Source organism: Roseobacter sp., assembly GCF_039970775.1.
GTDB lineage: Bacteria > Pseudomonadota > Alphaproteobacteria > Rhodobacterales > Rhodobacteraceae > Roseobacter.
In genome coordinates, this window is record NZ_JBDVLG010000029.1 from 1 (window position 1) to 19,531 (window position 19,531).

General features: G+C 60.0%; 20 protein-coding genes. 11 read left to right on the top strand and 9 right to left on the bottom strand.

The features are described 5' to 3' along the window. Positions 1 to 1,115, bottom strand: a 1,115-nt coding sequence (locus ABJH13_RS06910; RefSeq protein WP_348405491.1) for a sarcosine oxidase subunit beta family protein, incomplete at its 3' end; no start/stop codon positions are given. A gap of 216 nt (positions 1,116 to 1,331) precedes the next feature. Here ABJH13_RS06910 and ccmI point away from each other — a divergent pair. Genes ccmI through bluB form a run of 4 tightly spaced genes read left to right on the top strand, consistent with a single transcriptional unit; the run spans position 1,332 to position 3,940 of the window. Then, positions 1,332 to 2,564 carry a c-type cytochrome biogenesis protein CcmI gene (gene ccmI, locus ABJH13_RS06915; protein ID WP_348405492.1) on the top strand — a complete coding sequence of 411 codons (1,233 nt, stop codon included), beginning with the start codon at positions 1,332 to 1,334 and terminating at the stop codon, positions 2,562 to 2,564. After that, complete coding sequence (gene ruvX, locus ABJH13_RS06920) at positions 2,561 to 3,055, top strand: Holliday junction resolvase RuvX (protein ID WP_348405493.1); 495 nt, start codon at positions 2,561 to 2,563, stop codon at positions 3,053 to 3,055. The genes ccmI and ruvX overlap by 4 nt, the downstream gene beginning before the upstream one ends. Further along, positions 3,052 to 3,282 carry a DUF1289 domain-containing protein gene (locus tag ABJH13_RS06925; protein ID WP_348405494.1) on the top strand — a complete coding sequence of 77 codons (231 nt, stop codon included), beginning with the start codon at positions 3,052 to 3,054 and terminating at the stop codon, positions 3,280 to 3,282. The genes ruvX and ABJH13_RS06925 overlap by 4 nt, the downstream gene beginning before the upstream one ends. A gap of 34 nt (positions 3,283 to 3,316) precedes the next feature. Then, on the top strand, positions 3,317 to 3,940 hold the full coding sequence (gene bluB / locus ABJH13_RS06930) for a 5,6-dimethylbenzimidazole synthase (protein ID WP_348405495.1): 624 nt from the start codon (positions 3,317 to 3,319) through the stop codon (positions 3,938 to 3,940). 7 nt (positions 3,941 to 3,947) lie between these two features. Here bluB and ABJH13_RS06935 read toward each other — a convergent pair whose 3' ends face one another. Beyond that, entirely contained in the window at positions 3,948 to 4,853 is a 906-nt protein-coding gene (locus tag ABJH13_RS06935) for a LysR family transcriptional regulator (RefSeq protein WP_348405496.1), read from the bottom strand. Positions 4,854 to 4,941: 88 nt separating this feature from the next. On the opposite strand from ABJH13_RS06935, the gene metF reads away from it, so the two are divergent. Continuing rightward, positions 4,942 to 5,811: a methylenetetrahydrofolate reductase [NAD(P)H] gene (gene metF / locus ABJH13_RS06940; protein ID WP_348405497.1), complete on the top strand. Its 870-nt coding sequence runs from the start codon at positions 4,942 to 4,944 to the stop codon at positions 5,809 to 5,811. 55 nt (positions 5,812 to 5,866) lie between these two features. After that, positions 5,867 to 6,346 (top strand): PaaI family thioesterase, encoded by a 480-nt coding sequence (locus ABJH13_RS06945; protein WP_348405498.1) that lies wholly within the window; start codon positions 5,867 to 5,869, stop codon positions 6,344 to 6,346. Between the two features lie 94 nt (positions 6,347 to 6,440). On the opposite strand, the gene ABJH13_RS06950 is transcribed toward ABJH13_RS06945, so the two are convergent. Beyond that, positions 6,441 to 7,481, bottom strand: a complete 1,041-nt coding sequence (locus ABJH13_RS06950; RefSeq protein ID WP_348405525.1) for a DUF2235 domain-containing protein — start codon at positions 7,479 to 7,481, stop codon at positions 6,441 to 6,443. A gap of 16 nt (positions 7,482 to 7,497) precedes the next feature. Next, a complete protein-coding gene (locus ABJH13_RS06955) occupies positions 7,498 to 9,795 on the bottom strand; it encodes a xanthine dehydrogenase family protein molybdopterin-binding subunit (RefSeq protein ID WP_348405499.1) in 2,298 nt (765 codons plus the stop codon). A gap of 241 nt (positions 9,796 to 10,036) precedes the next feature. Here ABJH13_RS06955 and ABJH13_RS06960 point away from each other — a divergent pair, with 241 nt between their 5' ends. Continuing rightward, a complete protein-coding gene (locus ABJH13_RS06960; RefSeq protein WP_348405500.1) occupies positions 10,037 to 13,102 on the top strand; it encodes a valine--tRNA ligase in 3,066 nt (1,021 codons plus the stop codon). Between the two features lie 55 nt (positions 13,103 to 13,157). Here the strand turns inward: ABJH13_RS06960 and ABJH13_RS06965 are convergent, their stop codons facing one another. Further along, a complete protein-coding gene (locus ABJH13_RS06965) occupies positions 13,158 to 13,370 on the bottom strand; it encodes a hypothetical protein (RefSeq protein WP_348405501.1) in 213 nt (70 codons plus the stop codon). Between the two features lie 225 nt (positions 13,371 to 13,595). Here ABJH13_RS06965 and ABJH13_RS06970 point away from each other — a divergent pair, with 225 nt between their 5' ends. Then, positions 13,596 to 14,699, top strand: coding sequence for a pyridoxal phosphate-dependent aminotransferase (locus ABJH13_RS06970; RefSeq protein ID WP_348405502.1), 1,104 nt, complete (start codon positions 13,596 to 13,598; stop codon positions 14,697 to 14,699). Between the two features lie 57 nt (positions 14,700 to 14,756). Then, positions 14,757 to 14,954 carry a hypothetical protein gene (locus ABJH13_RS06975; protein ID WP_348405503.1) on the top strand — a complete coding sequence of 66 codons (198 nt, stop codon included), beginning with the start codon at positions 14,757 to 14,759 and terminating at the stop codon, positions 14,952 to 14,954. Here the strand turns inward: ABJH13_RS06975 and ABJH13_RS06980 are convergent. Together ABJH13_RS06980 and ABJH13_RS06985 are read right to left on the bottom strand one after the other, a co-directional pair. Continuing rightward, the gene (locus ABJH13_RS06980; protein ID WP_348405504.1) at positions 14,951 to 16,165 is read right to left on the bottom strand and encodes an aminotransferase class V-fold PLP-dependent enzyme; all 1,215 of its coding nucleotides are present in this window, start codon (positions 16,163 to 16,165) and stop codon (positions 14,951 to 14,953) included. The genes ABJH13_RS06975 and ABJH13_RS06980 overlap by 4 nt on opposite strands. 104 nt (positions 16,166 to 16,269) lie before the next feature. Continuing rightward, on the bottom strand, positions 16,270 to 16,929 hold the full coding sequence (locus ABJH13_RS06985) for a glycosyltransferase (RefSeq protein ID WP_348405505.1): 660 nt from the start codon (positions 16,927 to 16,929) through the stop codon (positions 16,270 to 16,272). A gap of 81 nt (positions 16,930 to 17,010) precedes the next feature. Here ABJH13_RS06985 and ABJH13_RS06990 point away from each other — a divergent pair, with 81 nt between their 5' ends. Further along, complete coding sequence (locus tag ABJH13_RS06990; RefSeq protein ID WP_348405506.1) at positions 17,011 to 17,751, top strand: folate-binding protein; 741 nt, start codon at positions 17,011 to 17,013, stop codon at positions 17,749 to 17,751. Between the two features lie 17 nt (positions 17,752 to 17,768). Here ABJH13_RS06990 and efp read toward each other — a convergent pair whose 3' ends face one another. Then, positions 17,769 to 18,332: an elongation factor P gene (gene efp / locus ABJH13_RS06995; RefSeq protein WP_348405507.1), complete on the bottom strand. Its 564-nt coding sequence runs from the start codon at positions 18,330 to 18,332 to the stop codon at positions 17,769 to 17,771. A 220-nt stretch (positions 18,333 to 18,552) separates the two neighbouring features. Between efp and ABJH13_RS07000 the strand changes: the two genes are divergently transcribed. Next, positions 18,553 to 18,873: a DUF6280 family protein gene (locus ABJH13_RS07000; protein ID WP_108827640.1), complete on the top strand. Its 321-nt coding sequence runs from the start codon at positions 18,553 to 18,555 to the stop codon at positions 18,871 to 18,873. A 56-nt stretch (positions 18,874 to 18,929) separates the two neighbouring features. Here the strand turns inward: ABJH13_RS07000 and ABJH13_RS07005 are convergent, their stop codons facing one another. Beyond that, a complete protein-coding gene (locus ABJH13_RS07005; RefSeq protein ID WP_348405508.1) occupies positions 18,930 to 19,508 on the bottom strand; it encodes a cobalamin biosynthesis protein CobQ in 579 nt (192 codons plus the stop codon). Positions 19,509 to 19,531 lie beyond the last annotated feature (23 nt).

Here is a 19,531-nt window from a genome sequence, read left to right on the forward strand (position 1 = left end):
GGCGTCGCCTTGAACCCGCCCGTCCCCCAGCCGCAATTGATAAACACACCGTCCACCGGCGTTTTCGACAAAATAGGCGACCGGTCCCCCGTCACATCCACGATCCCCCCCCATTGCCGCAACATCTTGAGGCGGCTGACCATGGGAAAGGTCTCTATCAGGGCGCGCACGGTTTCTTCGATATGATGGAAAGCGCCGCGTTGAGTGTAGTTGTTATAGCCGTCCGTGCCGCCGCCAATGACCATTTCGCCCTTGTCGGACTGGGACATATAGCCATGCACAGTGTTGGCCATAACCACCACATCCATGCACGGTTTGATCGGCTCTGACACCAACGCCTGCAACGACACAGATTCGATCGGCAACCGGAACCCCGCCAACCCCGCCACATGGCCCGAATTTCCCGCCACCACAATGCCCAATTTATCGCAATCAATGGCCCCTTGGGTGGTATCAACGCCCACAACTTTGCCGCCGTCCCGGCGCACCGCAGTAACCTCGCATTGCTGGATCACATCCATGCCCATATCCGAACACGCGCGCGCATAGCCCCAGGCCACCGCATCATGGCGCGCGGTGCCGCCACGAGCCTGCCACAGCCCCCCCAAAACCGGATAGCGCGGCCCGTCGATATCAATGATCGGCACCAGTTCTTTGACCCGCTGCGGGCTGATGAATTCAGTCTGAACCCCTTGCAGCGCATTGGCGTGGGCGGTGCGTTGATAGCCGCGCACCTCATGGTGGGTCTGGGCCAGCATGATCACCCCACGGGGCGAAAACATCACGTTATAATTCAAATCCTGGCTCATCGTTTCGTACAGAGATCGGGATTTTTCGTACAATGCCGCCGACGGGTCCTGCAGGTAATTGCTGCGGATAATCGTCGTGTTCCGGCCCGTGTTGCCGCCGCCCAGCCACCCCTTTTCAAGGATCGCCACGTTTTTGATGCCAAACCGTTTGCCCAGATGATACGCCGTCGCCAGCCCGTGCCCACCGGCCCCGATAATGATCACGTCATATTTCTTCTTGGGCGTGGCACGGCGCCACGCGCGCTCCCACCCGGTGTGATAGCGCGCAGCCTCGCGCGCGACGGCAAAAACGGAATAACGTTTCATGGCAAGACCACCCCAAGACGAAGACCCCCGGAATCGCAGCGACGCCAGGTTTGGGTCTCTTTTGCTCTATTGAGGGAAAATGTGGATACCCAGCGCGGCGCTTTTTAACAGGTTTGCGACACTGCGACCAATTGCACCGGTCACGGGGCCCAAACCGTTTGCCCCTTTTGCCGCCGCGCAATCATGGCTACATGATGCACCCAAGGAGCACGATATATGGCGATTTTCTGGATCCTCTCGGGCGGGTTGGCACTGGCTGTGGCGCTGTTGCTGGCGCTTGGGCTGCGCGCCCCGCGCAAGGGGCAGGCCGTGCCGGCGGCGTCTTTTGACCTGCGCGTGTACCGCGACCAGCTGCGCGAGATCGACAAGGACCTCGCACGTGGCGTGGTCAGCCCAGAGGATGCAGACCGCGTGCGTGCCGAAGTTTCTCGGCGGATTTTGGCCGCAGACAGTGCCCGGCACACCACCACCCTGCCCGAAGATGCCACCAAGGGTGCGCCTGCGGCTATGGCGGCGGTGATATCTGCGGTTCTGGTCGCGGGCAGCGTGCTGTTGTACCATCAATTGGGCGCGCCGGGATACGGGGATCTATCGCTGGCCGATCGCATCAAATTTGCCGAAATCGCACGGGCCGACCGCCCCAGCCAAGCGCGGGCCGAAGCAGGCCTACCCGCCCCCGCTGTGCCGCAAAACGCCAACCCCGATTATGTGGCTTTGGTCGAACAGCTGCGTCAAACGGTGCAGCAACGCCCCGATGATCTGCAAGGGCATGTCCTGCTGGCCCAGAACGAAGCGAACTTGGGCAATTACGCGGCCGCCGCTCAGGCGCAGGCGCAGGTCATTCGGCTCAGCGGCAGCCGGGTCACCGCGCAAAATCACACGGATTACGCCGATATGCTGGTGCTGGCGGCGGGCGGTTATGTGTCCCCCGAGGCCGAAACCGCGGTGCGGCAGGCGCTGACCCTTGACCAAACCGACGGCGCGGCGCGGTATTATCTGGGGCTGATGCTGGCGCAAACCGGGCGGCCTGATTTGGCGTTTCGGATGTGGGACGCCTTGCTGCGCGAAGGCCCCGAAGACGCCGGATGGATCGCCCCTATTCTGACCCAAATCGAAGACATGGCCTTTCGCGCGGGCGTGACCTACCAACTGCCCGAAATCGGCACAGGGCGGGGCCCATCCGCCGCCGACATCGAAGCCGCAGGTGACTTGTCGCCGACCGACCGCATGGAGATGATCCAGGGCATGGTGTCTGGCCTGTCTGACCGGCTGGCAACCGAAGGCGGCCCGGCCGAAGATTGGGCCCAATTGATCAGCGCGCTTGGCGTTTTGGGGCAAACCGGCCCGGCGCGCTCGGTCTATGACAACGCGGTGCAGGTCTTTGCCGACGACACCCGCGCATTGGATCTGTTGCTAAGGGCAGGACAGCGGGCAAAGGTGGTCGAATGATATTTGAAGACATCGCAGAATTCGCAACCGCCCTGCCCCCGATGCAGGGAATTGCCGGGCTCGATCTGGGCACCGTGACCATTGGGGTCGCCGTGTCAGACACCTTTTTGTCGGTCGCCACGCCGCTGGAAACCATCAAGCGCCGCAAATTCGGCCAAGACGCCGCCCAGTTGGCAAAGCTGCTTCAGGCGCGCACCATTGGCGGGCTGGTGCTGGGGTTGCCGCGCAACATGGATGGGTCCGAGGGGCCGCGGTGCCAATCCACGCGCGCCTTCGCCCGCAATCTCGACCGCGCCGATGGGTTTGGCATGCCGATCACATTTTGGGACGAACGCCTGTCCACTGTCGCCGCCGAACGCGCCCTATTAGAGGCAGACACATCGCGAAAACGTCGCGCCGAAGTCATTGATCATGTGGCCGCGGGGTTTATCTTGCAGGGTGCATTGGACCGCATCCGCGTCATCCGATCAACGCGGGAAGGGGAATTATGACTGACGACATTTGGCGCCGCGACGAGGTCGAGAGCCCTTGCATCAACATCTGCGTCATCCACCCGGACGCGAGACTGTGCACCGGGTGCTTGCGATCTATCGACGAAATCACCGATTGGTCGCGCATGACGCCCGAGGTCCGCCGCGCCATCATCGACGAACTGCCCAGCCGCCAAGGACAGATCACCAAACGCCGGGGCGGTCGCGCCGCCCGACGGGCCCGGTGACACCGCCTTTTTGCCCGCATGCATCGACCAGCGGATGCTAATGGACGCCACACATCGCCGCGCGCTGGACGATCTGCTGCAATGGCGCCGCGACGTGCGCCACTTTTGCACCGACCCGATTGCCCCCGATGTCTTGGCGCAGCTGCGCGCCCGCATGAACCGCGCGCCCTCTGTGGGCAATGCGCGCCCATGGCGGGTGGTGCAGGTCGAAGCCCCCGCCCTGCGCGCCCAGATCATCGCCAGTTTTGAGACCTGCAACGCCGATGCCGCACTGGCCTATGATGCGGCAGCGCAACGCGAATACCTTGCCCTGAAACTGGCCGGACTGCGCGACGCCCCTGTGCATTTGGCGGTTTTTACCGACGTGGCGGTTGCCGAAGGGCGGGGCTTGGGGCGCCAAACCATGCCCGAAACCTTGGCGTATTCGACAGTTATGGCGATCCATACGTTGTGGTTGGCCGCGCGGGCCCACAACATCGGGTTGGGGTGGGTTTCGATCATCGACCCGCAAGCCGTCACCGCGATTTTGGACGTTCCGGACACATGGTCACTGGCAGGGTATTTGTGCCTAGGCTACCCCGCCCTGTCGTCCGACACGCCATTGCTGCACGAAACCGGCTGGCAAGAAAACACAGACCAACCGTGGGTCGTGAAATAACGCAGGACTATTGCGCCTGTAGCTTGCGCGCTTCATCCCCGGCCAATTCAAGCAGTTGTTTCATATAGGGTTTATCCAGATCATCCTTGCGTACCGCCGCATAAAGCCTGCGGGTAATGCCCTGAGATGTCAGCGGGCGCGTGATGTAATCGGAGGAATATTTGACCTCACGCACGACCCAATCGGGCAGCACCGACACCCCGCGATTTGACGCAACCAGCAACAAGATCACGGCTGTTAGCTCGACCTGACGAATGGCGGCGGGTTCGACCTTGGCGGGGATCAACAGCTGGCTGAACACGTCCAACCGCCCCCTGTCTACCGGGTATGTGATCAGGGTTTCGCCACGAAAATCGGCAGCATCCACATAAGATTTCTGCGCCAAAGGGTGGGTGCTGGCGGCCACAAAGACCGGCGCGTAATCAAAAAGTTCAACGAATTCGACGCCCGGCAGTTCTTCGGGATCAGACGAAACAACAAGATCCACCTCTTCTTTTAACAACGCAGGCATCGCTTCAAACGCCAAACCGGGGCGAATATCCACATCGACATCGCCCCAATTTTTGCGGAAATGTTCGAGCACCGGAAACAGCCATTCGAAACAAGCGTGGCATTCAATAGCAATATGCATCCGCCCCGTGCTGCCTGCCCGCAGGCCCGAAAATTCTTCTTGGGCAGCTTGGATTTGGGGTAACACCTGTTGCGCCAGCTTTAACAAACGCAACCCCGCAGGCGATAATTTTAAGGGTTTAGAACGGCGCACAAACAGCTCTACCCCAGCCTGATCTTCCAATCCTTTGATCTGATGGCTCAACGCGGATTGGGTGATATGCAGCTGTTCGGCCGCACGCGCCAAGCCACCGGCCGCATGGATGGCCTGGATGGTGCGCAGGTGGCGAAATTCGATATGCATGTCGTGCTCATGTTAAAGATGAAAGTTATGAGTTTGTCTCACGAACGATCCTGTGGCACAAGGGATCAACCCGTAAGGAACCAAACCCATGTCCACGCCATCCGTGTCATTCGAAGTTTTTCCGCCGCGTTCTATCGATGCATCCTTCAAATTGTGGGACACAGCGCATGCTCTCGCACCGCTTGAACCTCGATTTTTCTCGGTGACATATGGCGCAGGCGGCAGCACCCGCGACCTGACACACGATGCGGCCTACACGTTGCACAAAACCTCTGGCCTGCCCGTCGCGGCGCATTTGACCTGCGTTGGCGCGTCCAAATCCGAAACGCTGGCGGTGGCGCAGCGATTCGCCAAGGCCGGGATCACCGATATTGTTGCCCTGCGCGGCGATGCCCCTGATGGGCAAGACGAATTCACCCCGCACCCAGATGGATTCGCCAATTCTGTCGAATTGATCGAAGCGCTGGCCGCATCAGGCCAATTTACCCTACGCGTCGGCGCCTACCCTGAGAAACACCCCGATGCCGCAAGTCAAGGCGCCAATATCGACTGGCTAAAAGCCAAGATCGACGCAGGTGCCGCCGAAGCGATCACCCAGTTCTTTTTCGAGGCCGACACATTTTTGCGGTTCCGCGATGATTGCGCCAAGGCGGGCATCACCGCCCCTATCACGCCCGGCATCATGCCGATCGTCAATTGGAAGAACGCGCGCAAATTCGCTTTGCGGTGCGGCACAACGGTGCCTGCGTGGCTTGATCAGGCCTTTGAAGCCGCGATCCGCGATGACCGCCACGACCTGTTGGCCACGGCGCTGTGTTCGGAGATGTGCTCGGAACTGGTCGACGAAGGCGTGGAAAATCTGCATTTCTACACGCTCAACCGGCCCGAAATGACCCGCGAAATTTGCCACGCACTTGGTGTCACACTGGCCACAGCGGGCGTGCGCGACGTCGCATAACCGATAGGCTGCGGCCGTTTGGCCCCATAAACGATGTCGAAAGTCGGAGCACCACGTGTCTATTGCACAATCCCCCGCTGATTTGCTCAGCCAAGCCGATTTGCTGTCCATGTCCGGTTTGGAGTTCATGCAAGGCGTCCTCGACGGGCGCCATTCGGGTGCACCCATTGGCCAAGCGTTGGGCTATACCCTGCACGACGTCGCGGATGGGCGCGTCGTGTTTCGCGGCACGCCGCAGTTTAGCGTGACCAACCCGATGGGCACGGTGCACGGCGGATGGTACGGCACATTGCTTGACAGCGCGATGGCCTGCGCCGTGATGACAAAAGTGCCGCGCGGGTCGATCTACACAACGCTGGAATACAAAATTAACATCACCCGAAACATCCCGCTCGGGACACTGATCGCCTGCACCGGCGAAATAGACCACGCGGGCCGGTCAACCGGGGTGGCCCACGGCGAAATCCGAGGCGTCGAGGACGGACGGCTTTATGCGACCGGGTCGACCACATGCATTATCATGAAAATGACCTGATAGGTCCGGCAGGCGCGCGGCGTCGCTGGTTTTTGCACAGGCACCGGTGTGGGGCCTTGCGGGGGTGTGGGGCCGCCAGCAAGAACGCGAGCGGCTAAACTGTTCGGCCAAAGTTCATCCACCCGCGTGGTGCTGGCCGTGACGATCTGCGCAATCTGACACTGTCATGTAAACGTTCGGTGGGGTCGCGCAACGGTTTGCGGGCCCGCCGTGTGATGAACCACCGGCCATTGCCCCGGAACGTGCCCAACATTGGGGCGGCTGCGTCCTGCGGGAACCGGCTGCTCCACCCTTCGGGCAGGGGTAGCCCGCTCATTTGGGCGCGTTCCAACATCCAAACCAAGGGGATATTGGCCAAATTGCGCGCGGGCTCGTACCCGCCGAGCTGCCCGCCCACATCGCCGTGCGTTCCCGAAAACCAAACCTGTTCAACCCGGCCTTGGTATCCTTCGGGCGATTTCCAAAGCACGGGTTTGTAGGCCACACGGGTTTCATCCAACGCCAGCGCGTGAAAACCCGCCTTTACGTTGTGGCTCAGATGCGGGCTGTGAAAGGCATGACGTTTTTCACTAAAACGCCACACCACTGGTGCATTGAACCCCAATGATTTGACCGTATCCCATGCGCCAATCATCTCAATCTCGACACCGCGCCGACAATGCGCGGCGGCAAATTGCCGGGCGCAGTCCCGCGTGGGGTCGCCTTCATAGTGGCGGTACACGTCGCGAATGTTGCGTTCGGTGGCGTGTTCGGCCTTGAGCAGCCCCATCAAATCGATCACCCCTGCGAGGCTGCGCACCGCATAGGCCCCGCGCGAATACCCCATCAGAAATATCTTGTCGCCCGGCCGGTAACGCGATGCCAAATAGCCATAGGCCCGCCGGATTTGACGGTTGATCCCCCGCCCCGTCATCACATCAAGGGCAGAGCGCCAGCTGTCCCATTGCAGCCCTGGTTCGTAATAAATCGACAGTGGGCTACCGACCTCACGGCACAAATGATACGCTCGCCCCGCATTTGTCCGGCACCCCGGCTCTAGCGAAGACATCGTTCCATCCAGAATAACCACGTGAACAACCGGACCTCGGCGGGGGCCGAAATCACTGTCGGGCCGCTGCCACAACCTGCTGTGCAGCCATCCAAGCCACCGTTTATTCTGCCGCGAGGGCCTCACTGTTCAATAACTCCCAAACTTTATGTGGGGTGAATGGCATATCCGCCTGTCGCACCCCCTGATCCCAAAGCGCATCCTGAACCGCATTTGACACTGCCGCCAACGCACCCACGGTGCCCGCCTCACCACAGCCCTTCATCCCCATGATATTGGCGGTGGAGGGCACAGGTTCTGATGTAAATGAAATATGGGGTACGTCATCGGCACGCGGCAAGGCGTAGTCCATGAACGATGCCGTGAGCAACTGACCGTCATCATCGAAGACAACATGTTCTGTCAGCGCCTGACCAATACCCTGCGCGACCCCCCCATGCACCTGCCCTTCAGCCAGCATCGGGTTGATAAGGTTGCCAAAATCATCGACGACGGTATAGCGGTCTACGTGCACAACACCGGTGTCTGCATCGACGACAACCTCTGTAACATGGCACCCATTTGGAAAGCTGCGCGCGGGCAAAGTTTCGCGGGCTTCATGCACCAACAGGTCGTCACGGCCCTGTTCACGGGCCATTTCTGCGACCTCAAGCATCGTCGGCGTTAGGTTCGACCCATCGGCGCGGAACCGTTCATCGTCAAACCGGATCTCAGAGGCAGGCACGCCCAATTCGTCGGCCAAAAAGGCGGTAAACTGTTCTGTGATCACGGCGACTGCAGCCAAAGTGGCGTTGTTTTGCACCGTGACAGACCGCGATCCGCCCGTGCCACCGCCCTTGGCGATCAGGTCACTATCGCCCTGCACAACATAGATTTTATCCGCAGGAATCCCGGTTTGATCCGCCAAAAAGGCGGCGTATACTGTCTCGTGTCCCTGGCCTGTGGATTGTGTGCCCACGTAAATCGTCACCGTACCGTCCTCATTGAACGCGACCTTCGCGCCTTCTGAAGGATCGCCCAAAATACTTTCAATATAGTAACACACCCCCACACCGCGCAGCAGACCGCGGGCGGCATCGGCCTGTTTACGGGCCTCAAACCCGTCAAAATCGGATTGTACAAGCGCCCGGTCCAGCACCTTGTTGAAATCCCCAACATCGTAGGTTTCCCCCATGGGGGTATCGTAAGGGAATTGATCTGGCTTGATAAAATTACGCCGCCGCAGTGCCACCGGGTCCACACCCAGCTCGCGCGCGGCCCGGTCAATCAACCGTTCCAGCACATAAATCGCCTCGGGGCGCCCGGCCCCGCGATAGGCATCTACATAGGTCGTATTTGTATAAAATCCTTCGACCTGCAACCACGTGTTTTGCACATCATACACCCCCATCAACACGCGGCTGAACAACTGGCTTTGGATAAACTGGCCATACTGGCTGTTGTAGGCGCCCATGTTACAGCGGTTGTGAACCCGGTAGCCGATAATTTTATGCGTCTCGTCAAACGCGAATTCGGCCGTTGATGTCAAATCACGGCCAGCGTTGTCAGTTAGCATCGCCTCGGTACGTTCCGACATCCAGCGCACCGGGTGCCCCAACAGACGCGCCGCCTGCGCCGACAGCGCATATTCGGGGTAGGGAAAGCCCTTCATCCCGAACCCGCCGCCAACATCTGGGGTGGTCACGCGCACCTGTTCGGGGTCCAACCCCAGCGCCTTGGCAATAAATGACTTTTGTTCCCACACGCCCTGCCCGCCCAAGGCCACATGCACCCGGTTACCTGTCCATTCAGCGTAACACCCGCGCGGTTCCAGCGCGTTGACGATGATGCGGTTGTCGCCGACCTCTAGGGTGACGGTCCGCGCGGCGGATTTGAACGCCGCATCCGTGGCCGCCTGATCGCCGATCCCCCAATCGAACGCGCGGTTGTCGGGCACGCCCTCATGCACCAACGGGCCACCGGCGCCGATATCCATTTTGGCGGGCAGATCGTCATAGTCGAGCACGATCAATTCGGCCGCATCCCGCGCCTGATCCAATGTCTCGGCCACAATAAACGCGATCGGCTCCCCCACAAACCGCAGCTTTCCCTTGGCCAGCAACGGGCGGTCGGGGGCCGCACCTTGGGTGCCATCGCGGTTTTTGATCGTCGCGGCAGGCATATTGATCTGCATGCCTGCGGCCTCTAGGTCTTCTACGGTCAGCACCGCACGCACCCCTTCAGCGGCGCGCGCATCGGCCACATCCACGCCCGTTAACGTCGCATGTGCCACCGGCGACCGAAACAAATAGGCCCGCAACGCCTCTTTTGGCGCGACGTCATCCACATAGCGCCCGTGACCGGTCAAAAACCGAACATCTTCAACACGTTTGATAGATTGGGATCGACCGAACTTTTCCATGGGGTACTCCTTTGGGGCGGCACATCTTGGCGGACATTAGCGGGGTTCGCCCGCTTGTCCAGTCATCGCGCAGCTTGGCTGACGTGCAACGCGTCACAAATGCGCAATGACCAGATATTGACCACCCAAAGGCCCCGGCCTTTCGACACCGCAAACGGGGAATAGCCGCCGCGCGGTCTTTCCCTTGGCCCGCACATTCGGTACAGCACACCCAACGCGCAACACATGACGGAAATGACCCATGCCGATGGAAAAGACCTTCGATGCCAGCCAGGCCGAACAGCGCCTCTATGACGCCTGGGAACAGGCCGGCGCCTTCAAAGCCGGTGCAAACGCCAACCGCGACGAGACGTTCTCGATCATGATCCCGCCGCCCAACGTGACGGGCAGCCTGCACATGGGGCACGCGTTCAACAACACGCTGCAAGACATCCTGATCCGTTGGCACCGGATGCGCGGGTTTGACACGCTGTGGCAGCCCGGCACCGACCACGCAGGCATCGCCACGCAAATGGTCACCGAACGCGACATGGCCGCCAATGGCGAACCCACCCGCCGCGAGATGGGCCGCGAGAAATTTCTGGCCCGCGTGTGGGAGCAAAAAGTCAAATCCCGCGGCACGATCATCGGTCAGTTAAAACGACTGGGCGCGTCGTGCGATTGGTCCCGCGAGGCGTTCACCATGGGCGGCGCGCATGGTGACCCTGACGCAGGCACCGGCCCCAATTTCCATGATGCCGTGATCAAGGTGTTTGTGGACATGTACAACAAGGGTCTGATCTATCGCGGCAAGCGGTTGGTCAATTGGGACCCGCATTTCGAGACGGCGATTTCCGACCTAGAGGTCGAGAACATCGAAAAAGACGGCCACATGTGGCACTTTAAATACCCGCTGGCGGGTGGGGCCACCTATGAATACGTCGAGAAGGACGAAGACGGCAATGAGACGCTGCGCGAGACGCGCGATTATATCTCTATTGCGACGACCCGCCCCGAAACCATGCTGGGCGATGGCGCTGTGGCTGTGCACCCGACGGACGACCGCTATGCGCCAATCGTTGGCAAGCTCTGCGAGATCCCCGTGGGCCCCAAGGAGCACCGCCGCCTGATCCCCATCATCACCGATGAATACCCCGATAAAGACTTTGGCTCTGGTGCGGTGAAAATCACCGGCGCGCATGATTTCAACGACTATCAGGTGGCCAAGCGCGGTGGCATCCCGCTGTACCGGTTGATGGATACCAAAGGCGCCATGCGTGACGACGGCGCGCCCTATGCCGACAATGCCGCCATTGCCATGGCCGTGGCACAGGGCGACCGCACGCTAACCGAGGCCGAAGCCGATGCGGTTAACCTGATCCCCGACGAGCTGCGCGGGCTGGACCGGTTCGAGGCGCGCAAGGCCGTTGTCGCACAGATCACCGACGAGGGGCTGGCCGTTATGACCACCGCGATGGTCAAGGACGACGACGGCGAAGAGATCGAAACCCTTGTGCCGCTGGTTGAGAACAAAAAGATCATGCAGCCGTTTGGCGACCGCTCCAAAGTGGTGATCGAGCCGATGCTGACGGACCAATGGTTTGTCGAGACCAGCCAGATCGTGCAACCCGCGATTGATGCTGTGCGGGGTGGCGACGTGGCGATCCACCCCGAACAGGACAAGAAGGTCTATTTCAACTGGCTGGAAAACATCGAACCATGGTGTATTTCCCGGCAGTTGTGGTGGGGGCACCAGATTCCGGTTTGGTCTGATCTTCATGAAAATCAGTTCTGTGCAACTTCACCAGAGGAAGCGATGGAACTTGCTAAGCGCCATCATGAAGAATTGAACCCCGGGGCAACCGTAACCGTAGTTGTTCAAGACGAGCGCGAGCTTTCTACTGAGGATAGTGCAGGGCGGCGCCAAATCATAACTTCGATGACTGGATCCGGGTGGGTTGGAGATAGCAAATCAAATCTGCGGGTGGGACTTAAGCGCGACCCCGACGTTCTAGACACATGGTTCTCCTCCGGGCTCTGGCCCATCGGGACGCTGGGTTGGACGGGTGACGACGCGCAAGACGCCCAAAACGACGCGTTGCAGAAGTACTTCCCGACCTCCACGCTGGTCACCGGGTTTGATATTATCTTCTTCTGGGTCGCGCGGATGATGATGATGCAATACGCCGTCACCGGGCAAAAGCCGTTCAGCACCGTCTATGTGCATGCGCTTGTGCGTGACGAGAAGGGCAAGAAGATGTCCAAATCCTTGGGCAATGTCATCGACCCGCTGGACATGATAGATGAATACGGCACGGACGCGGTGCGGTTCACGCTGACGGCGATGGCCGCCATGGGGCGCGACCTGAAACTATCGACGCAACGCATCGCCGGGTACCGCAATTTTGGCACCAAACTGTGGAACGCCAGCCGGTTCGCCGAGATGAACGAGGTGTTTGGCGCGCGTGGCACCGGCATCCCTGCCCCGCAGGCCGCCGTGAACAAATGGATCATCGGCGAAACCGCCAAGGTGCGTCACGAAATCGACGCAGCGCTGGAAAACTACCGGTTCAACGATGCGGCGGGCGCGGCCTATACGTTCGTTTGGGGCAAGGTCTGCGACTGGTACGTCGAGCTGTCCAAACCTTTGCTGCAAGACGATGCCAACGCCGCATTAGCGCCCGAAACCCGCGAAACCATGGCGTGGGTGTTGGACCAATGCATGATCTTGCTGCACCCGATCATGCCGTTCATCACCGAAGAACTATGGGCCGAAACGGGCACCCGCGACAAGATGTTGGTGCATGCCGATTGGCCGACCTACACGGCCGCCGATCTGGTGGATGACGCCGCCGACCAAGAGATCAACTGGGTGATTTCCCTGATCGAAGCGATCCGGTCGGCGCGCGCGCAAATGCACGTGCCTGCTGGGCTCTATGTGTCGCTGTTGGTCACCGATCTGGACGCGGGCGGCCAGTCAGCCTGGGCGCGCAACGAGACGATGATCAAACGGTTGGCACGGGTGGAAACGCTGGAACAGGCGGACGCCTTCCCCAAAGGCACGGTCACATTGGCCGTGACGGGCGGCACCTTTGGCCTGCCATTGGCCGACATCATTGACATCGCAGAGGAAAAAGCGCGCCTGCAAAAGACCTTGGACAAGCTGGCCAAGGAATTGGGCGGTTTGCGCGGGCGGTTGAAAAACCCTAGATTCGCAGCCTCTGCCCCGCCCGACGTGGTCGAGGAAACCCGCACCAACCTCGCCCTGCGCGAAGAAGAAGACAGCAAACTGAAAGAGGCGTTGGCCCGTCTGGCCGAATTGGGGTGATATCAGGCAGAGGGCGGGTTTGCCGCCCCTGCGCGATCACACCACCCCGGTGCGTCTATTCGAAAACGGGTGCGCGTTTGGCGAATTGGGCCGCGACGACCTCCATCTGTTCGGGCGTGCCGATCAGACCCGCCTGCGCGCGGGCCTCGGCCTGTAACACGGTTGCTGGGTCGGCGTGTTCTGCCACGGCCATCAGAGCCTTGGCCGCGCCGATCGCCTTGGGGCTTTTGCCGGCAATTTCGCGCGCCAGATCGCGCGACCTGTTCACCCGCCGCAATCAGCGCATCGAACATTTGGGGGTCAATCGCATTGCGTTTTTCGGGTCGGTTCAGCCGCACATGGGCAATATGACTCTCAATTGTGACATTCACGCGTGACATTCGGCATCTCCTGTGATGTGTGCCATCAGAACGCAGTCGCGGCTGTTTGACCATACAAACGTCGCGACATTCTTGCCCTTACCGAAAACAACCAAACCGCTTTAAGACACGCCATGACCAACATTCGACTGACCACCTTGGCCGAAAGCCTGCCAGACACCGTCCCCTTTGTGGGTCCCGAAGCGTACGAACGTGCGCGTGCGCGCCTGTTTGATGCCCGGCTGGGCGCAAATGAGAACGTGTTCGGCCCCTCGCCCATGGCCACCCGCGCCATGGCTGAGACCCAACATTGGATGTACGGCGATCCCGAAAGTTTCGAGCTACGCGAGGCACTTGCCTATCACAACGGGATCACCCCCGACATGATCGTGATGGGCGAAGGTATCGATGGGCTGCTGGGGTATCTGGTGCGCCTGATGATCAGCGGCGGCGATAGTGTGGTGACTTCAGACGGCGCATATCCGACATTCAACTATCACGTCACCGGGTTTGGTGGGGTCGTGCACAAAGTACCCTACGATAACGACTGCGAAGACGTGGTTGCCTTGTTCAAAAAAGCCGCTCTAGTTGATGCCAAACTGGTCTATATCGCCAACCCTGACAACCCGATGGGTACGGCCCTGAATGGCAGCGATATCGTGGACGCGATGCAATATTTGCCCAAAGGCACGCTGTTGGTTCTGGACGAAGCCTATCTGGAATGCGCACCGCAAAGGGTCGCGTTGCCGCTGCCATTGTCGGACCCGCGCGTCATACGGCTGCGTACGTTTTCAAAGGCGTACGGGCTGGCAGGCGCCCGCGTTGGGTACGCAATGGGCCACCCAGATTTGATCCGTTCGTTTGAAAAGGTCCGCAACCACTTTGGCATGAACCGTGCGTCCCAAGCAGGCGCGCTGGCGGCTTTAGAAGACCAAACGTGGCTGCGATCTGTGCAGGCCCGTATTGTTGCCTCGCGCAACCGGATCAACGAGATCGCCCGTAAAACCGGCATGACACCCCTGCCGTCGGCCACCAATTTCGTCGCTATTGATTGCGGCGACGGGCCCGATTATGCCAAATCGGTGCTGCATGAAATGGTCACCCGCGGGGTCTTCATACGGATGCCGCTGGCCGCGCCGCAAAACCGCTGTATCCGGGTGAGCTGCGGCACCCCCGCGCAGCTCGATATTCTGGCCGAAGTCCTGCCCGTGGCGATACGTGCCGCAGAAGCCAGATGACGCACACCGCCTAACGTGTAATACTCCGTCTGTGTCAGAGACCACACGAGACGCCAGATGGACAAAGACAAGGTCGGCCGCGCGCCCAACTATACCACCGCCTGCATCACCATGTTCGGGGTCAACCTCACATGGATCATGCTGTTTTTATTCGCAGTTTGGGGGTTGGTGGCGGCGGTTTTCCTGGGGCTGGCGGTCAATCGGTGGCTCGACTGGCTAGACCAGCGCCGCCGCACCCAGGATGCGCGCCGTTAGGTCGGCGCCTCGCTGATCACCGCAGCCGCAGCCGACAGCGCGCCCGCGCCATGCGGGATATCCAGCGCGGTCATGCCCGCCTCGATACCGCCCAAAAGACCCATGATCATATGGCCATTCACGTGCCCCATATGCCCCAACCGAAAGAACCCGTGCCAAGCCGGGTCGGCGCGATCTGCCATGCCCAACCCGATGCCCAAGGTCAGTCCCAGATGCGTTTGCGTCCAATCGCGCAGCGCCGTCCCCATCGGCGCGTCCAACCGCAACGCCGTTACGGCGCGACTTCGGTGGAGCGGGTCTGAGACGTTCATGCGCAATGGCCCTGCCGCAGCCCATGCATCACACGCGGCCCACACAGCCCGCGCCAGTTGGTCATGCCGGGCCCAGACCGCCTGCATCCCTTCGGCGTGGATCAGATCAAGCGCGGCCCGCAGGCCATAAACATGGTGCGTCGGGGCCGTGCCGTTCCAATATTGATAGAAATCTTGCGGGTTTGCGCGCGGGCCCCAATCCCAATAGCTGCTGACACGCGCCATCTGCGTGCGTGCCGCGGCGGCCTTGTCGTTAAAGAACACGAACCCCAGCCCCGGTGGCACCATCAGGCCCTTCTGGCAGCCCGTGACCATGATATCGACGCCCCACGCGTCCATCTCGAAGACATCACAGCCCAGCGACGCAATGCAATCCACCATCAAAAGCGCAGGATGCCCGGCCGCATCAATTGCCGCACGCAGCGCCGCGATATCAGTGCGCACAGAACTGGAGGTATCCACATGCACGGCCAGCACGGCCTTGATTTTATGGTCGGTATCATCCAACAGCGCGGCGGTGATACGCGCCATATCCATCGGGGATGATGTGCCAAAGTCGATCATCTCGGTCTGCGCGCCCAGCCCTTGCGCCATGCCGGCCCAGCCCACGCCAAAATGCCCCGTGGTCGGCACCAAAACGGTATCACCAGGTGCGATGACATTGCTCAGCGCGGCCTCCCATGCCCCGTGGCCATTCGAGATATAAAGCGCCACATGCCCCTGCGTGCGCGCCACCTTTTTCAAGTCGCGCACCAAATCCGGCATCATATCGGGCAGCGCACCCGCGTAGATATTGGGCGCAGGACGGTGCATGGCGTTCAGCACCACATCTGGCATAACAGACGGCCCCGGTATCGCGAGATATCCGCGCCCGGCAGCAGGTAGGGGAGATTGGGGCATAAAGACTGTCCTTTTCGACTCGGCGCCACCTTAGTCGTGAAATTGGTCAGGTCAATCTGCGATAACGTCGCGACAGGCCCACCCCAAACAGGCGGGCCGTTGCCCTAGGCCAGTCGGTCAGGTGATGTCCCCAAAAAGTACCGAAGCAAGGCCCAAAAGTTGCGCGCACCCCGTCGCAGCCACCCTTGCGCGTGGTCACGCGCAAGGGTGGTTTCGGCAACGGCATCGATCGCGCACAACCGCCCCTTTAGGGCCCGCGCCAGCGCCACGTCTTCCATAAGGGGTTGGTCAGGGTAGCCGCCTACGTCCCCGTAGAGCGCATGCGGCAACAACAGCCCCTGATCACCGTAGGGCAACCCCATGCGGCTGCGCAGATACGTCCAGCCCGACACCACGCGCCCCGCAAGCCCCCCTTGCACAAACGCCAGCCGGAACCACCCCGCCTGATGGGTTTCCAAATGCGTAATGACCGGCCCGACCCAACCGTCTTGCAACCGGGTGTCGGCGTGCAGCACCATCAACCACGCGCCCTGCGCCGCGTCGCATCCCCGCATCAACTGCCCCCCGCGTGACGGCGCGCCCGTCAGCACCTTGGCGCCCCAGGCTTTGGCAACGGCCACAGTCGCATCATCCGACCCGCCATCGCTGACGATCAGTTCCCGGATCAATCCGGCCTCGACACCCGGCATCAACGACGCAAGGCATTCGCCTAATTGCGCCTGCGCATTCAGTGTCGGTATGACCACCGAGATCGGTGCTCGCATTGGTATCCCTCTTTCCCCCCGCCTCTTCTCCTTGGCGGCGCGGCTTCTATATGACACTTATCCCCAAAAGAGGAGACCCCCATGACCAAACGTCGCATTCTGAAAATCACCGGCGATGACGCGCGGGATTTTTTGCAAGGCATGATCACGAACGACATCAGCCGCCTGAAAGACGGCCTTGTGTATGCAGCACTGCTAACACCACAAGGTAAATATATTGCGGATTTCTTCCTGATGGCCGTTCCGGACGGCGTCCTTCTGGACGTCGCAGATGATCTTGGCGATGCGCTAGCGCAACGTTTGACGATGTACAAGCTGCGGGCGGATGTCACAATCGCGTCAACGCCGCTGCATGTGCACCGCGGCACGGGCGACACGCCCCCCGATGGCAATGCTGACCCGCGCGACCCTGCGATGGGTTGGCGAGCCTATCGTGACACCCCGCAAACCGATGACACAACCGACTGGACGGCCCTACGCGTGGCGCATTTGATCCCCGAAACGGGTGTCGAGCTTACCCCAGACACCTTTATCCTAGAGGCCGGGTTCGAGCGGCTATCGGGCGTGGATTTCCGCAAGGGCTGTTATGTCGGCCAAGAGGTGACCGCGCGTATGAAACACAAGACCGAGTTGCGCAAAGGTCTGGCCCGCGTGCAGATTTCAGGTGCAGCAGAGCCCGGCACGGACATCATCGCAGACGGCAAGCCTGCGGGCACTTTGCTAAGCTGCACGGCCACGGCCGGTATCGCCTATCTGCGGTTTGATCGCGCGCAAGGCGCCATGACGGCAGGCACCGCCACCGTGACACGCAACGACGACTGACCAAGGCAGAGCGCGGGTTAAGCGCGCTCCGAATATTCCATTGTTTCGGTATTCACGACGATATCTTCGTCCTGGCCGACAAAGGGCGGCACCATAACCTTGACACCATTGTCCAACACGGCAGGCTTGAACGAATTCGCCGCCGTCTGACCTTTGACCACCGGTTCGGTTTCGACGATTTTGCAGGTCACCTTTTGCGGCAACCGGGCATTGAGCGCCTCGTCATCGTAGAATTCTACAACCAGCGTCATACCATCCTGCAAGAACGGGCGGCGTTCGCCTAAAAGTTCAGCAGGCAGCTGCACCTGTTCGTAGGTTTCGATGTCCATCACGATCAACATGCCTGAATCTTCGTACAAGAACTGCTGATCTTTTTGCTCCAACCGGACGCGTTCGACCTTATCGGCGCTGCGGAACCGCTCATTTAGTTTGGAACCATTGCGCAGGTTGCGCAGTTCTACCTGTGCAAAGGCGCCGCCCTTACCGGGTTTCACGTGATCGACCTTAACAGCCGCCCAGAGGCCATTGTTATGTTCCAAGACATTTCCGGGGCGAATTTCGTTTCCGTTAATTTTGGGCATATTGGCAAACCGTCGGCAAAGGTTGATGAATTATTAATCCACCCTATATCTTGGGTTATGAGTGGTGACAAGACAGCGATATGTCGTGTTGTAGGCACACAAAGCCATGCAATAAATGCATGGGTGTCATGCAATAATGGGGTATCCGAATCGGCGGAACTTGTCCATAAGGAGCTTCACGCCGGAAAGACAAGAGCAAGAATAAAGGAAAGGACGACGAATGAAGGATTTCGTTGACGGCACGGCCTTTAACAACGAACAAGGCAACCGTGCGCGTAAACTTTTTGCAGCTGTGGTACTGGCTGCATTGGACGATGCCATTGCAGACGACAAGAAATACGGCAATGGCCCAGAACAGATTGCCCGGTGGGCACGGTCACGCGATGGCCGTGAAGTTTTGAGCTGCGCCGGCATTGACCCGAACGAACGGGTTGTGACCGGTTTGATGGAATTTGTGGGCAAAGGTGTACGAACATCTGTTGCTCTGTCTCGCGAAGAATCCGAGCGTCGAAATGCAGCACAACAGGCCGAAGCCGCCTGATTTACACTGCAATTCGAGAAAAAAGCGCGTCCTCAAAGGGGCGCGTTTTTTGCGCTCTAGCCCCCGATAAAAAAGAAAATCCACCGTCGGACGACCCAGATCTCTGCGATGGTCAAACAGGCGACCATCGCCAATGTGCCCCACCCCAGACGCCGTTGCCACAGCGCAAAAGCCGACAAAACCGCAGCCCCGATTTCTATGGGGGCCACCCACAACGCGCCATGCCTGCGGTCCCAATAGCTGAACGGGCTCTCGTAGACCCACCCGCTGAGCGGCCAAAAATGCGGGCGGCCGTCGTCATGATGCAGCGGAAAATCAAGACATAAGTGCAACAGTGCAGCCCCCGTGAGCGCCACAGCCCATGGGATTTTGCGCCACACAGCCACCCCAAACAACGCACCCCAAATGATGAACGAATTATCAACGGCAAACACCATTTGCCACGCATCGGAAAAATACAACTCGTTGAATACGATATACGGCGCGATCCCCATCACGTGCAACGCCACCCCCGCCATCACGTAAAGCGACACATCAGGCAACATCGCACCGGCAAATGCGGCCCACGCGACAGGTGCGGTGCCTTTCCGGCCCATCACGGCGGCCCCAATCAACAAATGCGCTGGCGTATTCATGTTTGTTCCTTTTCCTTTGTGAA

What these genes read in the sequence shown, in the direction of transcription:
- ccmI (WP_348405492.1), top strand. Translation starts at nt 1,332, where the DNA reads ATGGCGATTTTCTGGATCCTCTCGGGCGGGTTGGCACTGGCTGTGGCG.
- ruvX (WP_348405493.1), top strand. Translation starts at nt 2,561, where the DNA reads ATGATATTTGAAGACATCGCAGAATTCGCAACCGCCCTGCCCCCGATG.
- ABJH13_RS06925 (WP_348405494.1), top strand. Translation starts at nt 3,052, where the DNA reads ATGACTGACGACATTTGGCGCCGCGACGAGGTCGAGAGCCCTTGCATC.
- bluB (WP_348405495.1), top strand. Translation starts at nt 3,317, where the DNA reads ATGCTAATGGACGCCACACATCGCCGCGCGCTGGACGATCTGCTGCAA.
- ABJH13_RS06935 (WP_348405496.1), bottom strand. Translation starts at nt 4,853, where the DNA reads ATGCATATCGAATTTCGCCACCTGCGCACCATCCAGGCCATCCATGCG.
- metF (WP_348405497.1), top strand. Translation starts at nt 4,942, where the DNA reads ATGTCCACGCCATCCGTGTCATTCGAAGTTTTTCCGCCGCGTTCTATC.
- ABJH13_RS06955 (WP_348405499.1), bottom strand. Translation starts at nt 9,795, where the DNA reads ATGGAAAAGTTCGGTCGATCCCAATCTATCAAACGTGTTGAAGATGTT.
- ABJH13_RS06960 (WP_348405500.1), top strand. Translation starts at nt 10,037, where the DNA reads ATGCCGATGGAAAAGACCTTCGATGCCAGCCAGGCCGAACAGCGCCTC.
- ABJH13_RS06970 (WP_348405502.1), top strand. Translation starts at nt 13,596, where the DNA reads ATGACCAACATTCGACTGACCACCTTGGCCGAAAGCCTGCCAGACACC.
- ABJH13_RS06975 (WP_348405503.1), top strand. Translation starts at nt 14,757, where the DNA reads ATGGACAAAGACAAGGTCGGCCGCGCGCCCAACTATACCACCGCCTGC.
- ABJH13_RS06980 (WP_348405504.1), bottom strand. Translation starts at nt 16,165, where the DNA reads ATGCCCCAATCTCCCCTACCTGCTGCCGGGCGCGGATATCTCGCGATA.
- ABJH13_RS06985 (WP_348405505.1), bottom strand. Translation starts at nt 16,929, where the DNA reads ATGCGAGCACCGATCTCGGTGGTCATACCGACACTGAATGCGCAGGCG.
- ABJH13_RS06990 (WP_348405506.1), top strand. Translation starts at nt 17,011, where the DNA reads ATGACCAAACGTCGCATTCTGAAAATCACCGGCGATGACGCGCGGGAT.
- efp (WP_348405507.1), bottom strand. Translation starts at nt 18,332, where the DNA reads ATGCCCAAAATTAACGGAAACGAAATTCGCCCCGGAAATGTCTTGGAA.
- ABJH13_RS07000 (WP_108827640.1), top strand. Translation starts at nt 18,553, where the DNA reads ATGAAGGATTTCGTTGACGGCACGGCCTTTAACAACGAACAAGGCAAC.
- ABJH13_RS07005 (WP_348405508.1), bottom strand. Translation starts at nt 19,508, where the DNA reads ATGAATACGCCAGCGCATTTGTTGATTGGGGCCGCCGTGATGGGCCGG.